The following is an 18,392-nucleotide window of genomic DNA, read 5'->3' as shown; positions in this document are numbered from 1 at the left end:
AACTCAACAACAACCAAAGATCCAAAACAGGGAGACTACGATGACTGAATTGAATGTGAATCGGCGCAGGCTGCTGACAGCGGGCACCACCGCTGGATTGGCCGCAGCGTTCGGACTGCCCATGCTGTCCAAAGAAGCCATGGCGCAAGCGGCCGGCAAGGAGTATGTGTTCCTGTCCATCGTCACGCAGGTGCCGTTCTGGGTGGACTATCGAAATGCGATGGAAGACCTTGAGGAACTGATGGGCATCAAGGCCACATTCACGGGCCCGTTGGATTTCGACACGGCCGCACAAGCACGCCAATTGGATGAACTGATCGCAAGACGTCCCGCAGGCATCCTTATCTTCCCCGGTGATCCAGCCACTCTGGCCCCCGGAGTCGAACGTGCGGTAGAGGCTGGCATTCCAGTCACATGTTGTATTGGCGATATTCCCGACAGTCCCCGGTCCACATTCCTTGGTATCAACGGCGTTCAAGCAGGACGTGTCGGCGGCGAAATGCTTGCGCAAGCGATTGGCGGGAAAGGCAAGGTTATCCTCGGCACTTTCCCTGCCCCTTCCACATTGGAGCGTGTCGAAGGGTACAAACAAATCTTTGCCGAGAAATACCCGGATATCGAGGTCGTCGACGTCGTCAATGATAAGGCCGACCCGTCCTATGCGCCGACAGCCTACCTTCAGGCAATTCAGGCGAACCCGGATATTGTTGGCATTGGCGGCACGGACGGCGACAGCGGCAAAGGCGCTGCAATTGCCGTCAATGAGGCGGGACGCAAGGACATCAAGATCGTCGCGATGGACCGAAATGATGATATGCTTCCCTATATCGAAGACGGCACAATTCACGGCGCTGTGGCTCAGAAATCCTATCTGGAGATCTTTCTCGCCTTCCACATGATGCATTGGCAGAACACTGACGCGCTGAAGGTCTTGCCCGATTGGAAGGCGGCTGGCATCAATCCTTTGCCAGAGCGTGTTGAAACCGGGGTTATGCCGATCACTGCCGAGAACGTCGTCCAGTTCAAGCACACCTAAGGGATTGTCCCGGTGCATTCTATCGCGCCGGGAAACCGATAGGAGGGGGTTAAATGTCGGACAGATGGAGCGTTCTTCACCTGCAGCAAAACGATCTGCAGCTGACACTCCTGCCCGGCATCGGGGGCCGCTTATGGGATATAAACTTCCAAGGTCGCTCCCTCCTGTTTCAAAACGCAGATCTCGACGGTTTGGAAGTCGATGACACACGGCTTACTGATCTGCCCACACGCTCTCCACAATTTGGTTTTCCACTCTGGGGCGGCGAGAAGACGTGGATTGCCCCAGATGCATCCTGGGTAAACGGCGCTCCGTTTCCCGTGTTGGACAGCGGCTCTTACCAGATCACTTCAAGAAGCAGCACTCGTATCGACATGACCAGCGCATTATGCCCGACCTCGCACTTGTCAGTGTCGCGCCGCATCACGCTGACCTCGGCGGAAAGCTGGGAAATAGAACACATCGTGGTCAACCATGGGACCTCCTCGCGCCTGACCGGCATTTGGTCAGTCATGATGCTTAACACCCCCACCAAGGTCGGTGTCGAATTGGAAGACCCTGCATTTTATCCTGTTTTTGGCTCTGCCGAAGGGATGATAGCTACGCACGGCAACGGCATTGTCGTGGATTGCAACAGACAGCAGGAATTCAAGGTCGGGCTACCGAACCCCAACGGTCGTACATTGATACGGTGCGGCGCTGATACCCCGTTGCTAATGTGCTCGGTACCAGAACCTCAAAAGGGCGATCAATTTGCACACGACTATCCGTTTGAGGTCTTTAATTCAGCCGATTACGCCTATTGCGAAGCGGAGTGGCACTCCCCGGCACGCAAGCTCGCACCGAATGAAACGCTGAGTTTTCGGCAGACGTTCCGCGTCTTGACGGATGAGGATGCAACCCAAATGCCATTAGGGCTCACAAACAACAAGGAGTTCCTGTCATGCATGTCTTGATTACAGGCGCAGGCGGGCATCTCGGTCGCAAGCTCTTCAACGCGCTAGAAAACGACCCCGATTACACCGTCTCTGGCATCGACATCCGTCCCGTTGATCATCCCGACATTCACACAGCAGACCTGTCCGACGACAGCAGTTGGGTCAGTTTGCTAAAGGGAGTGGACGTTATCGTGCATCTTGCCGGAGACCGAGAGCCCACCGCCACTTGGGCCTCCGCGATCAAACACAATATGGATGCAACGCTTTCCCTCTATCACCATGCGGCAGCCATGGGTGTCAGCCGAGTGGTTCTTGCCAGTTCCAACTGGGTCCACGGCGACAAAAGATTCACGCACGACGTTCTCAACAGCACGACACCACCAGGGCCAGTAAACGCTTACGGCATGTCAAAGCTGTTCTGTGAACGGACAGGGGCCTACTTCGCCGAGCATCACGGACTGTCGGTCATCTGCTTGCGCATCGGCTGGACACAATGGACCCACGACAACCAACCCGGCACACACATGGCGATGGGCCGGTGGGGTCAGGAAATGTGGTTGAGTGATCGGGACTTTCTAAGCGGAATGCGCGCCGCAATAGATGCCAAGGGTATTTCCTTCGCAGCCCTGAACCTAATGTCAGATAACCCAGGTATGCGCTGGGATATCACCGAAACACGGCAAGCGATTGGCTACGCTCCAGAGGATGGAAGCCCCGCAAAAATAACAGTGGGCATTTCCTTGAGATCCATGCTGCAGCGGTTGTTTACAGTCCGACTCCCCAGCTTTTTCGCGACACGTTTCCCGGATTGGTAGAGTACAAGATCCGAGCATTGTTGTTGCGTTGCGCAACCAGTTTACGAAACCTCGCGTCGAAGTAAGCGCTGAAAAGGTCAGCTTTGTCTGCTTCGCGGTAGACGGAGAGCGACATAACGAGCGCCAGATTCCGCAAAGGTGAAGTCAGGATCATTGAAATCAGTCTAGGTGCCGGATGAAGGAAGTGAGGCGAAAATGGCAAAGTTCTGTCGCTGGTGGCAGAACTATGTGTCGCCTGACAAAAGCACTGTGGAACGTCACTGATATTTGACTCAAACGACTTCGAAAACCTCAACAAATGGGTAAATCGCTTCACGCAATTCCGACCCAAACGTCAAGCATTTCTGACCCAAAACGAGGAGCTAACTGTCATCGAAGGTGCAGGAATACTCCCAAAGACGCTGTATTACACGTTCGTACCAGTCTCACTTATCCGCCTCAAGCAATGCTCTCTTTGCAAGGCCGACAAAGACTCTAGTAAAGACCTGCGACCTTTGCCCTCAGTTTGATCAGTGATGCTACGGTGTCGATTTTGGGCGTTGAGATCCCTGTAATTTGCCCCAGTTCTTGCACCGAAGTGACCAAAGCATCAATTTCCATCGGTCGGCGCAACTCCAGATCCTGCCACATTGAGGTTTTGTGCGCACCGACAGCCGCTCCGCCGTCGAGGCGTTTTTCAACATCTATCGGGAACTTTACACCAAGTTTTTCACCGACTTCCTGAGCCTCGAGCATCATTCCGCGTGCCACGGAGCGTGTGCCTTCGTCGGCACACAGGACATCAAGTGTTGAGTGGGTAAGAGCGGAAATCGGGTTGAACGACAAGTTACCCCACAGTTTCAACCAAATTTCATCCCGGATTCTTGGTCTGACGGGCGCACGCAGTCCGGCGGCGGATAGCGCAGCCGAAAGCTTGGTAGCACGGTCTGATTTAGCACCATCGGGCTCGCCCAATGAAAAACGATTGCCTTCGATATGCTTGATTGATCCTGGGGCAATGGCCTCGGCGGCAGGATAAACAACACATCCGAGAACGCGATCTGGTCCAAAACCGTCCCACTGCACATTTCCCGGATCGACTGAAGCCAACCTCGTTCCCTCGTAAGGACCGCCTAGTTTGTGGAAGTACCACCAGGGCACCCCGTTCACTCCACTAACTACGGTTGTCTCGTCTGCAATCAACGGCTGCATTGAGTCTACGACTGCTGGGACGGAATGCGCTTTCAGTGTGATGAAGACATAGTCTTGTGGGCCGAGATCGGCAGCATTGCCTGAAGCGCGTATTGGAACGCTGACCGGATCCTGCCCTTCCTCAAGAAGGGTTAGTCCTTTTTCCTGCATTGCCGCCAAGTGGGGGCCACGCGCGACGACACTGACTTCTGTATCAGTCTGTGCAAGTTTCGCGGCAACGTAACCTCCGATAGCTCCGGCACCAAAGATACAAACTTTCATGTGTCTAAGCCTTTGCCAGTCCCAATTTAGCAGCTAGTCCGATCCTTTGTATCTTGCCAGTCGCGCCTTTTGGAATTTCTTCAAGAACAACCACCGAAGTCGGCACCTTGAATTTTGCGAGCCGCGCGCCGACAAAAGCCCTGACCTCCTGACCTTGGATCGTCGCTCCTTCTGAAAGCACCACAGCTGCCGCTATGTCTTCACCCAGTTTTTCGTGGGGAACGGCAAAACAAACTGCCTGAGCGACTTCTGGGTGGCTTAAGAGTACAGCGTCAACCTCAAGTGGACTGATTTTCTCTCCACCGCGATTGATAAGCTCCTTAAGACGACCGGTCAGTCGCAGATAATTCTCTTCGTCGAACGACCCTTGGTCACCAGTGCGAAACCAAGTTTTTCCGTCCACTTCAAAGAAATTTTCAGCATTTGCCTGCGGGTTGCTTTCGTATCCCGGCGTCACGTTCGGACCGCTGATAACGATTTCTCCGACGTCCCTCGAAGAGATCAGAACATTTTCGTTCTCGTCTGCAATTCTGACTTCGGGGCCTGCTGCTATTCCAACAGATCCGGGTTTTTGAGTTTGGGGAGAAAGCGGGTTGCAACACATTTGATGTGTCGCCTCAGTCATGCCGTAGGCTTCGATGACGGGCGCATTAAAAGTTGCCACCAACTCTTCCATTACCGGGCCCGGCAACGAAGCAGAAGAAGATCGAAGAAAGCGCAACCGCGATTGCTCAATGATCGTTTGGTTTCGTGCAGCGCGGGTGAGAATGGCTTGGTGCATCGTCGGAACTGCGGTGTACCAGGTCGGATCAACTTCAGCGACCTGTGAGAAAAAACTAAGAGCGTTGAATCCGGGGGCGCAGCTAATTTGAGATCCAGCACCTAAAGACGCGGCAACAGCCGCAATCAACCCGTGGATATGAAACAGCGGCATAATACTCAGACAGCGATCGTCGATTGTCAGTTTCAAAGACGACGCCACATTTCGCGCGGATGCGTAGATATTAGCCTGCGTCAGAGGAACGATTTTGGGACGCGACGTAGTTCCCGACGTGTGCAGTATCAGGGCGACATCATCTTCACCCGGTGCGGATGTGTCCGCCGTGCCAATTGGGTCACAGGACAATATGGAGAACTGTCCGGCCGAATGTAAGCTATCGTGAGAAGCCCTCAAGATTGCGATGCCAAGGTCCCCAGCAGCTATTACGGCAGGTCCATCGTCGTTTTCATTTACAAGAAGGGCCTTGGCCTTCAGATCCTTGAGGTAGAAAACGTATTCTTCGTAAGTGTACGCCGGGTTCAAAGGTGCCGTCGTCGCCACTTGGGCAACAGATATGAAGGCCGTTGCCATTTCGGGGCCATTGGGCAACACAATTGCCACTCGGTCGCCACGACCTACTCCGATCTGATGGAGATCTTTTTTGACCTTTGCGCAAAGCTCTCGCAGCCCGAGGTAGTTCAACCAGGATCGACCTGGGGCACCGATAGCATTTGCGGTACCAGAATGGGGTGCGATCAATTCGGCAACTAAGTGGGGCATCTGGAATCCGTTTACAAAAGCGTTGGCCTATTTCGCGGAGAGGGTTTGGTGTGCTTGCTAAGTTACCTTGACAGTTAGGCTACCCAATTTGTCGACCGACAGCACCAATACATCGCCGCGGTTTACTGGACCAACTCCAGAGGGCGTGCCAGACAGGATAACATCGCCAGCGGCAAGTTCGAAGTAATCGCTTAAGTAAGAGATCATTTCAGGGACTTTCCAGATCATCTGGTTCAAATCACCTTGCTGCCGAGTTTCTCCGTTTACCGATAGGCGAATTACGCCTTCGTCGAGTGGCCCAACATCTTCTGCTTTGTGCACCGGTCCGCATGGAGCTGAGCGCTCAAATGCCTTCCCAATTTCCCAAGGACGACCCATTTTCTTCATTTCGCCCTGTAGATCTCGACGGGTCATATCCAGTGAAAGCCCGTAGCCGTAGACATGATCCAGAGCATCTTCGACAGGAATATTCGTGCCGCCGGATTTAAGCGCCACATACATTTCAGCTTCATGATGTACGTCCGAACTGTGAGCCGGATATGGAAATTCTCCAGATGGATCGAGGTTGTCAGGGTTCTTTTGGAAGAAAAATGGGGGTTCACGATTTGGATCGTGGCCCATTTCTATGGCGTGCGCCGCGTAGTTTCGACCAATGCAATAAACCCGACGCACCGGGAACATACCTTCGCCTTCTACCGGTATTTCGTGAACCTTCACCGCGGGAATTACATGATCGTGCATCGCTTTACTCCTGAACATTTCATTGCCAAAGATCGGTTTGCCAATCTATGGCGTTGTTCCGATCGATGCTGTGCCACGCTCGCAAAGACGTAGCTCTTGTCTCAGTCATCGCCAATGTGACCGCCGATTTGCAAGAGGTTCAGCCGCAGCTTAGCCCAACCATTTCCCAAATTGGTCGGGCGCTGGTTTAGTGGTCGGCCTCAAGACTAGCTGGCAACACGCGGGAGTAAACGGATCTCAGATGAGCCAACATGGCCTGCGCCGCCTCTTCTCCGTCTCCACTCGATATCGCCGACAGGATCAAGTCATGCTCTCGAAAACTGGAATAATCATGGGGGGGTTTGTAGGTTTTACGGGGTTGTCCCCACACAATAGACCTTCGGACAGAATTTAGAGTCTCGAAGAAATACAGGAAAAGCTGATTACGCGTAGCCCGGGCTATCGCGTGATGCAAATTATTGTCCCATGCTTCATATGTGCGCCAGTCTTCTGCGGCTCGGCACCTCTCAACGCAAAGCCTCATTTGCTCGCGATCCGAACGCGTAGAATGAAGCGCGGCAAGACGGCTGAGCTGCGGCTCGATGGTAAACCGAACACCCACAACCTGTTCAGGCTTGATCTGAGCACCCAAATAGGTCACGTCCGTCAGATTGAGAACCGGTCGGGCACCAACGAACGTGCCCCGACCCACATGCCGCCAGATAAGGCCCTGAGCCTCAAGTTCAGCCAATACGCGCCTCAGCTGATTTCGGGATGTGCCTAGCCATTGGCACAGTTCCCTTTCAGGCGGAAGCCTATCGTTGTGCCGGTATCCCGCATTGTCGATCAGGTCCCGGACACGTTGCGAAAGTTCTGTAGGCTCACTCACATCGCCACCCAATTTGCTGATTGGTTGATTGATTGAAACGCCAAGTCGGCAAAAACTCAAGGGCAAGTGACAACCAAATCTGAGTCGCCTGCCAAGATCGGTGACCAAAGTTGGCGCCAGCATGTAGGAGGAGAGCCGAGTGCGTTTAGCGACTGTTTCAGTAGATAGCCACGCCGTTTGCGTCGCATTGCTTGCTAACGGAAGCATGGTGGATGTTTCGCATGCGATTAAGATGCTCATGCCGGATACGTCTCTTGATGTAAGCACAATGCAGCTGATTATCGAAGGCGGTCAGACCTCACTTGAAGCGTTGCACGCCATTGTTGCCGCGGGTGAGGCTGGCGAACTCAAGGACTTGCTCGTCCCCGAAGACGCGCCTCTTCTGTCGCCCATTCCCACGCCACGTAAGAACGTGTTCTGTGTGGGGCGAAACTACGCTGAGCACATCGCAGAAGGTGAACGGGCGCAAAAAGAGAAAATCGGCATCACGGAACATCCGGTTTTCTTTACCAAGCCGCCGACCTCGGTCGTTGCACCAGACGCCGACATCCTACTTTTCCCTTCGGTTTCGCAGTCCATCGACTACGAAGTCGAGTTGGCGGTCGTGATTGGGGAGCGCGGGCGTAACATCACCAAGGCAGATGCGTTTAATCATGTCTTTGGGTATTCAATTCTGAACGACATAACCGCCCGTGACATACAGCGCCGCCATGGCGGCCAGTACTTCAAAGGCAAAGGGCTTGATGGATCTTGCCCAATTGGTCCTTACATCGTGACCGCCGATGCCATCAGCGATCCGCAAGCTCTGTCAATCGGACTGACAGTTAACGGTGAGCAGCGCCAAAACGGGATGACTTCGGACATGATATTCGACATTCCAACGTTAATCGCATCCTTGTCAGAAGGCCTGACACTAGAACCGGGAGATATCATTGCGACAGGTACGCCATCAGGCGTCGGATACGCAATGGAACCGCCGCAGTTTTTGAAAAACGGGGACGTCGTAGTTTGCGAGGTTTCCGAAATCGGCACGCTAAGGAACACAGTGCGCGCCGTATAATGGCTCCTACGCAGCAATCGCTGTGAGGCGTCAACATTCAAGGGAGGAAGACTACAATGATGAACAGAAGGACTTTCACAGCGTCCCTGCTTACTGCTGTTCCGGTAGCAGGAGCAATTGGAACAATGGGTTTTGCGCAAGACTTGCGTGAAATCACCTTCGTGCAACCCAGCCCTTCGGCAATCAACTCATTTCCTGTGTTTGTCGCCATTGGAGAAGGGTACTTCGCAGATGAAGGATTGAACGTGACCGTCGAGGCTATCAACGGCTCAGGCGCCGTGCTTCAGGCATTGTCTGCTGGGCAAGCGCATTTCGGTCGCCCAGGACCCGGGCCTTTGATTGCAGCGCGGTCGCGCGATGTCGATGCCGTACATATCTACAACGTTGCGGCACGCAGCAACTTCGGCATCGCGGTGCCGGAAGACTCTGAAGTCCAAAGCGTTGAGGAACTACGCGGAAAGGTCATCGGAACCGGCACCGCAGACGGTGCCGAAGTGGGTTTTGCACGAAACGTCTTGACCGGTGCAGGTATGAAAGAAGGTGAGGATTTCACATTTCTTACCGTTGGCGACGGCGGACCGGCGACAGCAGCTTTCTTGAACGGCGAAATCGACGCCTATTCTGCTTCGACGGCTGATACAGCAATCCTGAACCAGCGCGGAATGAAGGTGCGCGACATTACGCCTGCGGAATTCGGGCGTTTCTTCGGAAACGGTATCGCCACAATGGCTGACACAATCGCCAACGATCGCGAATTGGTTGAGGCCTGGAGCCGCGCGTTCGCACGTGGCCATGCCTTTGCTCTTGATGATGCCAACCGAGAAGCTGTGCTGAAGCATCTGGCGGACGGCAATCCGCAGGAAGGCGAAGACAAGGAATTCCAGGCAGCGCTGTTCGATGCCGTACGTTCGAAGACCATAGCAGCGGATCCAAGCAATGGTCTGGGATGGTACCCCGCCGAGGTTTGGCAAGAATGGCAAGACGCGCTTGTCGCAGGAGGAGAAATTCCGGGACCGCTTGATGACTTAAGCGCGGCCTGGACCAATGAATTTGCCGCCATTGGCAACGAGGCCGCCAGCAAATGAACGCTGCAGCCGCACAAGAGTTTTCCGGCGCGCCCTTGGGCACGCCGGTCTACGAATTGACCCATTTAAGCAAGACCTATGCACGCAACCTTGTTGTTGCGCTTGACGACATTAATCTGACGTTACGGAAAGGGAGCTTCACTTCTGTCATTGGGTCCAGCGGGTGCGGGAAATCCACTCTGCTCAAGATCATGGCGGGTCTGATCCCTCCCACCAAAGGGCGTGTGATCCTACAGGGCCTGCCAGTGACCGGTCCCCGTCGAGACATTGGTATGATGTTTCAACAGGCGACACTATTTCCCTGGAAAACAGCGGTGGAAAACATCGTGTTGCCAATCGAGATCCGCGACGGAAAGGCAGCCGCCAAGCAAGCAATGGGCAAGGCTCACGAACTATTGGACATCGTGGGCTTGAAGGGATTCGAAAACGTATACCCGAACGAATTGTCGGGCGGCATGGCTCAGCGCGCCTCAATCTGCCGTATGCTGATCACAGAACCAGCTGTACTTTTGTTAGACGAACCATTCAGCGCGCTGGACGAGCTGTCACGCGACATGATGAATATGGAACTGCAGCGGATTTGCCATGAACAGGATGCGACTGCTTTTCTTGTAACGCACTCTATTCAGGAAGCCGTGATTTTGTCCGACGAAATCGTCGTGTTGAAACCACGCCCGGGCAGGATTGCCGAAATTGTGAAGGTCGATCTGCCACGCCCACGCACGTTGGATATGATGACCACACCCAAGTTTGGCGCTATTGTAGACTACATTCGCGGACTCCTGGATAAGGGAGAAGAAATGTGAGCGACGTTCATAACTACTCACCTGCCCTAAAAGACGCCGACACCGCAGAAGACACGGTATGGGAACAAAAAGTTCACTTTATCGACTCGGTCCCACGCTGGCTGGCGATGACCTTTGTCTTCGTGGTTTTCGTCGGCACTTGGCAAATTGTTACGAGCCTTAAGCTGGTTTCCCCAATCATTCTGCCTACACCGTTGGAAACCCTGAAAGATATGATCTTCGTGGGACAAAATCTATTGACTGGCGGCTACATGCTTGGGGCGCTGTGGATCACAATCAAAGAGGTTATCTATGGTTTTGCACTGGCAATCGCGATCGGATTTTCGCTGGGCGTGTTGGTGGGGGAAACGGCATTTGGTGAAAAGGCAGTGATGCCTTACCTGGTGGCGATAGATACCATGCCAAAAGTGGCATTTGCCCCACTCTTTGTAGCGTGGTTGGGCTTTGGTATTGAATCAAAGGTCGCACTTGCTGCCTTTATCGCGACATTTCCAATCGTGGTCGGTACTGCGGCTGGGCTTCACGCCGCCGATGAAAACGCGCGTATGCTTTTCAAGACGATGGGCGCAAGTCGGATGCAGACATTGTTCAAGATGAAACTGCCGACTGGCCTGCCGCAGATTTTTACCGGCCTCAAGATCGGAGCAGTCGGCGTTATGGCCGGTGCGATCACAGGAGAATTCCTAGGCGGTGGCAAGGGATTTGGCGAACTTATTCGGGTTGCCGCCTCGCAGCTCAACACGCCGCGCGTCTTCTCGTTAATCCTGTATCTCAGCCTTGTCGGTCTGGTCGTATTTGCGTCCGTGGTTTGGACACAGCGTAAATTGGTGTTCTGGCACAAGGAACAGGTGGGAAGAGATGACTTCTGAGCCTTTGAAAATTGACTGCCACACCCTGCGTGAATTTGTGGCGGCCGCACTCGAAACTCGAGGTGCGCCAAAATCAGATGCGGACAAGGTGGCCTCGACGATGGTTGAGGCCGACATTTATGGCTATGGCACGCACGGTGTTTTTCGCCTGCGACAGTACCTGGCCCGGCTGGCGGGAGGTGGCTCCAATCCTACGCCAAAAGTCACGGTAGTACATGAGACCGTTGCAACCGCTTTGATCGACGGAGATGACGGCCTTGGCCATCTGGCTATGTCGGCGGCTCGGGATCTTGCAATTGAAAAGGCAAAAGAGGTCGGCATCGGATGGGTTGGTGTTCGGCGCGGCAATCATGCGGGACCACTGGCACTTTATGTACGTCCACAAGCCGAGGCAGGGCTGCTTGGTATGGCCGCGGCAGTGGGCAGCGCGAACCACGTCCCGCCGTATGGCGGTAGCGACTTGCTTCTTGGTACCAATCCCATTGCTTTTTCCGCCCCCGTCGATGGCCCCGACCCGTTTGTGTTTGATATGGCGACGACCGTAGCGGCGATGGGTAAGATCAAAACCCTGTTGCAGCAAGGCAAGCCTATGCCCGAAGGCTGGATGGTTGGGCGTGATGGAAACCCATTGACGGACCCCGCCCTCAAGTCAGAAGGGTTTCTTTTGCCGATCGGCGGTCCGAAAGGGTTCGGTCTTTCGGTGGCTATCGGGTTGATGGCCGGGGTCTTGAACGGCGCGGCCTTCGGCTCTGATGTGGTTAACTTCACCTCAGACACAACGTCGTCCACGAACACAGGGCAATTTGTAATGGCGCTTGATACGGCAGCTTTTGGATTGGACAAAGACTTTGCTTCTAGCGCAGCCCGCGTGTTTTCTGAAATGCGTGCATCTCCCCCCCTGCCTGGTCATGATCCCGTGCGCCTGCCGGGCGAAGGCAAAACGGCTGCCGCTGAGGCTCGCCGCAAAGACGGCGTTAGGCTCAACCCGGCCCTATGCCGGGACCTCAACAAACTTGCCTTGGACTGTGGGCTGACGCCCCCGTTTCTTGGTCTAAAGACTGACTAGCGGCGTATCCGAGGGTAGCTGACAGGCGCATTCGACCAGTCTTTAACTAAGCGTCTCATCCTCAGCCTCCAGCGCTTTCACAAGGGCCGAAAGTTTGTTCATCATGTGAAGTTTCATGGACTTTCCAAGCCCATCTGCATCTCGGTCCCGGAGCAACCCCATCATGGCTTCATGTTCGTCAATGGCCTGTGCCCAGCGCTCGTCCGACAAGTTGGCCATAAAACGTGCGCGGCGGACCCGTGCGGCCAACAGCTTGTGGTGGCTTTCAAGGATATCGTTTCGCGCTCCACGTATCAGTGCCTGATGAATGTCCTGATTGGCCTTAAAATATGCCTGTCGGTCATGTGAACTATAGGCTTTCAGCATATCGGCGTGGCGACTTTCGATTAGTTCAATTTCAGCGGAATCCATGTGCTGACATGCCAACTCTCCCGCCAGTTGCTCAAGCGTCGCAAGCACTGGAAACGTATTCTCCAATTCCTCTCGCGTGACACTTGCGACGCGGGCCCCCCGGTTGGCTTGAAGTACCACAAAGCCTTCTGATGCAAGCACCTTTAAAGCTTCTCGCAAAGGTGTCCGAGAGACTCCCAACGAGTCGCAAAGCTGTTTCTCGGGCACTTTTTCACCCGGCTTTAAAACATCTTCGACAACCAGGTTACGCAGCCTTTCGACTAATTCTTCGTGAAGGGTCGGGCGATTAATGCTGTCCGTCAGGTTCATTTCCATTTCCTAAACATCAAGAACCATATCCAAGAGGCGCGCGACGTGCACAGCTTGATGCTGCGTACCTTCCGCGATTTGATGGCGGCAAGATGTCCCGTCTGCCACGATAACTGCATCTCCGGGCGCTGCTTCCAATGCCGGGAACAAGTCGAGTTGTGCCATCTTTATCGAAACATCGATAGTGTCGGGCGAATATCCAAATGCCCCTGCCATGCCACAACAACTGCTTTCAATCATGTGAACTTGTGCCCCTGGAATACGCTTCAAAAGGTCAAGCATCGGTGTGACGGCATCGTGTGCTTTCTGGTGGCAATGCCCATGCAAATAAATCGGGCGGTCCAACGGCTTCAGGGGCAAGTCCGGCTGATCGGCCAGAAATTCCTCTAAGGTACACGTTGCGTTCGACAACATCTCCGTTTCCGGCCCCGGGCAAAGCGCTAAAAATTCATCCCGGAAAGTGAGGATAGAGGAAGGTTCGAGCCCGACCACTGGAACACCTTTTGCAACCGCCTCTCGTGTCGCGTCAATCACGCGTTGTGCCTCGTGTCGCGCGTCGTCCACGCACCCCATAGCCAAGAGAGTACGTCCGCAATCCAAAGCACTGTCAGATCGATCGTCTCGCGCCACGGCCACCCGAAATCCTGTTGCCCGCAAAACCCGGACGGCAGCGCGCAAATTTTCCGGTTCGAAATACCGGTTGAACACATCGGCAAACAGCAACACCTGCGGATCATTGTCCTGAGCCTCGACATCACGGAACGGAGCAGAAGACCACACTGGCAGATCGCGTCGCGCTGAAATACCAGTCGGTCCCTCCAATAGCTTACGCGAGAGTCCAATTTTGTTTCGTAAATTCACAAGCCACGCGACTTTCGCGGCTTTTGGCGCATATCGGGGCAGGTAAGCTATCAATTTGTCTGCCAACGTCAGCCCATCTTTTTTACGCTTTGCTGACAATACTTCGATTTTCATTCGCGCCATGTCGACGCCAGTCGGACATTCCCGAGCGCAAGCTTTGCAGGACACACAGTACTTCATTGTGTCCAACATGGCATCAGACGACAAACCGCCCGGCATCTGCCCGCTAATGGCAAACCGCAACGAATTTGCCCGCCCACGTGTAGCGTCTCGCTCGTCTCGGGTCGCTCGGAAAGAAGGGCACATAACGCCGCCCTTGAGCTTGCGACATGCACCATTATTGTTGCACATCTCGACGGCGCCCTGAAACCCTCCTCCGACACCCGGCCAAGCAGACCAGTCCAGCGTCGTTTCGAATTCAGGAATCGAATAGTCCTGGCCGTAGCGGAACAGTCGGCGGTCATCCATGGCAGGCGCGTTCACGATCTTGCCGGGATTCATCACCCCGTCGGGATCAAACCGGTTCTTAACCTGCTCAAACGCAGAAGCGATACGTTGACCGAACATCTTTTCATGAAATTCTGATCGTACGATCCCGTCACCATGTTCACCTGAATGAGATCCTTTATATTTTTTGACCAGATCAAATGTTTCTTCGGCGATCGCCCTCATTGTCCGGACGTCTTTGTCTTGCCGCATGTTCAGCACAGGGCGCACGTGCAAACACCCCACCGAGGCATGCGCGTACCATGTTCCCTTTGTGCCATGCCGGGCAAATATTTCGGTTAGGCCAGCGGTGTAATCGGCGAGGTCGGACAACGGGACGGCGCAATCTTCGACAAAAGAGATCGGTTTGCCTGCCTCTTTCATCGACATCATGACATTCAACCCGGATTTTCGGTACTCGGCGATAGCATTCTGCAAAGAGTTGTCCGTAACAGAGACAACGCCGCCCCACCGGTTTTCCGCACCGCTGAAAGCAAACCCGAGATCTCCCATCAGTTGCGAAAGCTCGACTAGTTTTGCAGCATTGGCCTCGGCGCTGCCCTCGGCGAATTCCACCAGCAGCAGGGCTTCGGGATTGCCTTCAACAAATGCATTAATCGTTTCGCGAAACAATGGGATTTCACGCCCCAAGGCAATCATGGTGTCGTCGACCAACTCTACCGCCTGCGGGTTGAGTGTCACGATGTGCTGGGTGGCTTCCATGGCAGCACGGAATGTCGGGAAATGGCACACACCGGTAACTTTCGCGCCCGGCAGATGAGCCAGGCTTAATTCCAGTTCTGTGAAATAGGCCAATGTGCCTTCTGACCCCACCAACAAATGGGACATGTTAATGTCGTTACCTACGAGCGCGTCGATATTGTACCCGCCCACACGGCGCTGGACTTTAGGAAAACGAGCGTCAATTTCAGCAGCCTCGCGACGCCCAAGAGCGCGCATATCACCAACAAGATCCGCATAATCGCCTGATGCGGCCGTATCAGCGCTGAACCGCGCTTCCGCGCCGTCAACCGTGATTGCGTTTATCGCACGGACGTTGTCTCGCATGATCCCGTATCGGAGAGACTTTCCGCCTGAAGAATTGTTTGCCGCCATCCCCCCAAGAGTGCAACGGGACGCTGTTGAAGGATCCACGGGAAACCACAGGCCATGCTGCTTCAACGCTTGGTTCAATTGATCCAGAACAACACCGGGCTGAACGCGCGCAATACGCTTCTCAACATCTACGTCTAGAATACGATTCAAGTGTTTTGTGTTGTCCAGCACAACACCTTGATTGACCGTTTGCCCGCATTGCGAGGTGCCGCCGCCGCGAGGCAGAACCGAACTTCCCTCGTCCCGCGCAATGGACATTACAGCTTGGACATCTTCAGTGGACCGAGGGATCACCACGGCGTCCGGTGTCATCTGATAGATTGAGGCATCTGTCGAGTATCGAGCAAGCGATGCTGGATCTGACATCACCTCTCCCCGTACATCAGACAACAGTCGGCGGTACAACGACCCATTCTCCACCATCAGGTTCGCCTTCCCTTCCCTTCACGTCTTATAAAACGCTTCACTTCACCGTTGACTGAATAATGAATTCATAATTAACTTTTGCAATAGGTAATAGCACCTCTCTATTGGCACCAGCGTAAGGATGAGTTCAAATGCGTCAGGCGGGCAGACACTTTTTGCAGATTCCAGGGCCGAGTTCTGTGCCAGAGCGCATCCTGAAAGCCATAAGCACGCAGACCATTGATCATCGAGGACCCAATTTTGCAGAAGTCGGGAACAAGGCCCTCGATGGCATGAAATCAATTTTCAGGACAAAACAGAACGTCTTTATCTATCCTACATCCGGCACCGGTGCATGGGAAGCCGCACTTGTGAACACGGTTTCGCCTGGCGAAAAAGTTCTGATGTTCGAAACAGGGCATTTCGCCTTCATGTGGTGCAACTTGGCTGGAAAACTAGGATTGCACCCAGAGCTGATTGAAGGGGATTGGCGTGGCGGCGCGGACCCCAATCAGATTGAAGACCGTCTACGTGCGGATGAGCAGCACGACATAAAGGCGGTTTGCGTCGTTCACAACGAAACGTCCACCGGGTCAGTCTCATCAATTGAGGAAGTGCGCAGGGCCATGGACGCAGCAAAACACCCCGCACTTCTAATCGTGGACTCCATCTCCGGCCTTGCGTCGATTGATTTTCGGTTCGATGACTGGGGGGTCGATGTGTGTGTCTCCGGCTCGCAAAAAGGACTGATGTTACCGCCTGGTTTGAGCTTCAACGCCGTGAGCGATCGGGCTCTGAAACACTCACAATCCGTGACCACGCCGCGAAGTTACTGGGATTGGCAAGATATGGTCGGACCAAATCAGAAGGGGTTCTTTCCTTACACCCCCGGCACCAATCTTCTCTATGGATTAAATGAGGCCATCGACATGTTGCACGAGGAAGGGTTGGACAACGTTTTTGCCCGTCATGCCCGACACGGAGCCGCGACACGGGCTGCCGTGCGCGCCTGGGGTCTTGAGGTTTTGTGCACACATCAAGGTCAGGAATCGGGCGTCTTGACTGCGGTTAAGGTCCCAGAAGGTCACTCTGCCGATGCGTTTCGTGCTACGGCGCTGGAGCACTATGACATCTCACTAGGAAATGGTCTGTCCAAGGTAGCCGACAAGGTGTTCCGCATTGGTCATTTGGGCGACTTCAACGACCTAATGTTGATGGCCACCCTTTCTGGCGTAGAAATGGGGCTAGCCAAGAACGGTATGCCTCATAACAGAGGCGGCACTCAGGCCGCCTTGGAGCATCTAAAGGCTGCGTGACGTTGGACTGAATTTTTAAGAAACTCAAACCAATCACGACCCTATGATCTGACGATTTCTCACTTTCGACCACCAACTCATCGGGAGATTCACCATGACTCGCATGACGGCAAAAGACTTCGACCAGGAACTTTTGGACCTGTACGATTTTTACGCGCACGGCAAGATCACTAAGCGTCAGTTTCTGGATCGCGCAGGTAAGTTCGCGGTTGGCGGTTTATCTGCGGTCGCGTTGCTGAACATGCTCAGCCCGAATTATGCATTGGCCGAGCAGGTGTCATTCAACGACCCCGATATCCATGCAGACTACATCACCTATGCCTCACCAAATGGGACCGGCGACGTACGGGGCTACCTTGTCCGGCCTGCCGGTGTGGACGACCCTCGCCTGCGGTGTTGGTAATCCACGAAAACCGCGGCCTTAATCCCTACATCGAAGATGTGGCGCGACGCTTGGCGAAAGCAGGCTTTATGGCTCTGGCTCCAGACGGTCTGACGCCGGTTGGAGGATACCCAGGCAACGATGCTGATGGGCGTGAGCTGCAAAAGACGGTCGATAGGGTCGAGCTGATGAATGATTTCTTCAATGGCTTTGAATACCTATTGAACCGAGAAGACTGCACCGGGAAGGTTGGCGCTGTGGGTTTCTGCTATGGCGGTGGTGTGGTCAGCGCAATTGCGGTGGCCTACCCGGAACTAGCGGCGGGCGTGCCGTTCTATGGCCGTCAGCCAGCAGTTGAGGATGTGGCCAAAATTCAGGCCCCGTTACTAATTCAGATGGGAGAGCTTGATGACCGCATCAACGCAGGTTGGCCAGATTTTGAAGCCGCCCTGCAATCCAACGAAAAGGTTTATGAGGCCTACATCTACGAAAATGCCAACCACGGTTTTCATAACGACAGCACGCCTCGTTATGACGAGGAAATGGCAAACCTAGCCTGGGACCGCACCATTGATTGGTTCAACACTTATCTGAAGTAACTACCGCGTACGGCGAAGCGAGCATTGTGTTTTCATAGCTTCGTCCCAACCCAAGGTTCATCCTGGCCAAGCCCTCAGTGGCCTTAGAAATTTGACTTTCGCAGACTGCGTTTCCGCGACCAGGTCTTGGCCTACTATCCCAAACATTGGATGTTTTTTGGTGTTGAAACGATTGGAAAGTAATGTCGAAGCAGATTTAGGTGAAGCGATCCATCTTTAGGTGTTCAGCTC

Annotated in this window: 15 protein-coding genes and 1 pseudogene; 10 read left to right on the top strand and 6 right to left on the bottom strand. The window is 54.0% G+C overall.

Going from position 1 to position 18,392, the window contains the following annotated elements:
* Positions 1-40 precede the first annotated feature (40 nt).
* Genes ACRZ91_RS06970 through ACRZ91_RS06960 form a run of 3 tightly spaced genes read left to right on the top strand, consistent with a single transcriptional unit; the run spans position 41 to position 2,789 of the window.
* Positions 41-1,036, top strand: coding sequence for a substrate-binding domain-containing protein (locus ACRZ91_RS06970; protein ID WP_010437236.1), 996 nt, complete (start codon positions 41-43; stop codon positions 1,034-1,036).
* Positions 1,037-1,089: 53 nt separating this feature from the next.
* Positions 1,090-1,992 (top strand): hypothetical protein, encoded by a 903-nt coding sequence (locus tag ACRZ91_RS06965; protein WP_480903620.1) that lies wholly within the window; start codon positions 1,090-1,092, stop codon positions 1,990-1,992.
* Positions 1,980-2,789 (top strand): NAD-dependent epimerase/dehydratase family protein, encoded by an 810-nt coding sequence (locus tag ACRZ91_RS06960; RefSeq protein WP_480903617.1) that lies wholly within the window; start codon positions 1,980-1,982, stop codon positions 2,787-2,789. The genes ACRZ91_RS06965 and ACRZ91_RS06960 overlap by 13 nt, the downstream gene beginning before the upstream one ends.
* A gap of 474 nt (positions 2,790-3,263) precedes the next feature.
* On the opposite strand, the gene ACRZ91_RS06955 is transcribed toward ACRZ91_RS06960, so the two are convergent.
* The 4 genes from ACRZ91_RS06955 to ACRZ91_RS06940 all read right to left on the bottom strand — a co-directional run bounded on the left by ACRZ91_RS06955 (position 3,264) and on the right by ACRZ91_RS06940 (position 7,390).
* Complete coding sequence (locus tag ACRZ91_RS06955) at positions 3,264-4,241, bottom strand: 2-dehydropantoate 2-reductase (RefSeq protein ID WP_480903615.1); 978 nt, start codon at positions 4,239-4,241, stop codon at positions 3,264-3,266.
* A 4-nt stretch (positions 4,242-4,245) separates the two neighbouring features.
* On the bottom strand, positions 4,246-5,781 hold the full coding sequence (locus ACRZ91_RS06950) for an acyl--CoA ligase (RefSeq protein WP_480903613.1): 1,536 nt from the start codon (positions 5,779-5,781) through the stop codon (positions 4,246-4,248).
* 57 nt (positions 5,782-5,838) lie between these two features.
* Positions 5,839-6,522, bottom strand: a complete 684-nt coding sequence (locus ACRZ91_RS06945) for a fumarylacetoacetate hydrolase family protein (RefSeq protein WP_480903611.1) — start codon at positions 6,520-6,522, stop codon at positions 5,839-5,841.
* 187 nt (positions 6,523-6,709) lie between these two features.
* Positions 6,710-7,390 (bottom strand): FadR/GntR family transcriptional regulator, encoded by a 681-nt coding sequence (locus tag ACRZ91_RS06940; protein WP_480903608.1) that lies wholly within the window; start codon positions 7,388-7,390, stop codon positions 6,710-6,712.
* A gap of 139 nt (positions 7,391-7,529) precedes the next feature.
* Here ACRZ91_RS06940 and ACRZ91_RS06935 point away from each other — a divergent pair, with 139 nt between their 5' ends.
* From ACRZ91_RS06935 to ACRZ91_RS06915, 5 genes are all read left to right on the top strand, one after another.
* The gene (locus ACRZ91_RS06935; RefSeq protein WP_480903605.1) at positions 7,530-8,450 is read left to right on the top strand and encodes a fumarylacetoacetate hydrolase family protein; all 921 of its coding nucleotides are present in this window, start codon (positions 7,530-7,532) and stop codon (positions 8,448-8,450) included.
* Positions 8,451-8,575: 125 nt separating this feature from the next.
* Entirely contained in the window at positions 8,576-9,535 is a 960-nt protein-coding gene (locus ACRZ91_RS06930; RefSeq protein ID WP_234416594.1) for an ABC transporter substrate-binding protein, read from the top strand.
* Positions 9,532-10,341, top strand: coding sequence for an ABC transporter ATP-binding protein (locus ACRZ91_RS06925; protein WP_170519487.1), 810 nt, complete (start codon positions 9,532-9,534; stop codon positions 10,339-10,341). The genes ACRZ91_RS06930 and ACRZ91_RS06925 overlap by 4 nt, the downstream gene beginning before the upstream one ends.
* Complete coding sequence (locus tag ACRZ91_RS06920; protein ID WP_170512646.1) at positions 10,338-11,210, top strand: ABC transporter permease; 873 nt, start codon at positions 10,338-10,340, stop codon at positions 11,208-11,210. The genes ACRZ91_RS06925 and ACRZ91_RS06920 overlap by 4 nt, the downstream gene beginning before the upstream one ends.
* The gene (locus ACRZ91_RS06915; RefSeq protein WP_480903602.1) at positions 11,200-12,276 is read left to right on the top strand and encodes an Ldh family oxidoreductase; all 1,077 of its coding nucleotides are present in this window, start codon (positions 11,200-11,202) and stop codon (positions 12,274-12,276) included. Before ACRZ91_RS06920 ends, ACRZ91_RS06915 begins: the two co-directional genes overlap by 11 nt.
* A gap of 42 nt (positions 12,277-12,318) precedes the next feature.
* On the opposite strand, the gene ACRZ91_RS06910 is transcribed toward ACRZ91_RS06915, so the two are convergent.
* Both ACRZ91_RS06910 and ACRZ91_RS06905 read right to left on the bottom strand, forming a co-directional pair.
* Entirely contained in the window at positions 12,319-12,996 is a 678-nt protein-coding gene (locus tag ACRZ91_RS06910; protein WP_480903599.1) for a GntR family transcriptional regulator, read from the bottom strand.
* Between the two features lie 9 nt (positions 12,997-13,005).
* Positions 13,006-15,825: an FAD-binding and (Fe-S)-binding domain-containing protein gene (locus ACRZ91_RS06905; RefSeq protein WP_480903596.1), complete on the bottom strand. Its 2,820-nt coding sequence runs from the start codon at positions 15,823-15,825 to the stop codon at positions 13,006-13,008.
* Positions 15,826-16,016: 191 nt separating this feature from the next.
* Between ACRZ91_RS06905 and ACRZ91_RS06900 the strand changes: the two genes are divergently transcribed.
* Together ACRZ91_RS06900 and yghX are read left to right on the top strand one after the other, a co-directional pair.
* Entirely contained in the window at positions 16,017-17,180 is a 1,164-nt protein-coding gene (locus tag ACRZ91_RS06900; protein ID WP_480903593.1) for a pyridoxal-phosphate-dependent aminotransferase family protein, read from the top strand.
* A 94-nt stretch (positions 17,181-17,274) separates the two neighbouring features.
* A pseudogene (yghX, locus tag ACRZ91_RS06895) lies at positions 17,275-18,161 on the top strand (YghX family hydrolase).
* Positions 18,162-18,392 lie beyond the last annotated feature (231 nt).

The sequence above is a fragment of the Ruegeria sp. O11 genome (assembly GCF_056535285.1).
The sequence above is the reverse complement of the archived record's forward strand: the minus strand, read 5'-3'. Positions and strand labels throughout refer to the sequence as shown.